Source organism: Levilactobacillus koreensis JCM 16448 (assembly GCF_001435525.1).
Lineage (GTDB): Bacteria > Bacillota > Bacilli > Lactobacillales > Lactobacillaceae > Levilactobacillus > Levilactobacillus koreensis.
Genome location: NZ_AZDP01000091.1, coordinates 1 through 251, shown reverse-complemented (window position 1 = coordinate 251; position 251 = coordinate 1). Strand labels below are relative to the sequence as shown.

1 protein-coding gene is annotated in these 251 nt (G+C 43.4%); it reads left to right on the top strand.

The genetic code is table 11. The annotated features are described in order from the left end of the window. A partial coding sequence (locus tag FC99_RS08490) for a transposase (RefSeq protein ID WP_156639355.1) occupies positions 1-251 on the top strand: 251 nt, incomplete at both ends.

Here is a 251-nt window from a genome sequence, read left to right as displayed (position 1 = left end):
ATTGATAACCCCCATTACTACCGGACGATTAGAGGAAAACTAGCTAAAGCCCAACGAAAGCTGTCGCGGCGGGCCAGACGAGCTAAAAAGAGCCAACGAAGGTTATCTGAATCAAAGAATTATCAAAAACAACGGTTACTAGTGGCTAAATTACAACTTAAAGTCGCCAATCAACGTAAGAACTTTTTACACCACGTCTCTACGGCCTTAATCAAAAACCACGATTTAGTCGTAGCTGAAGAACTGCGGGG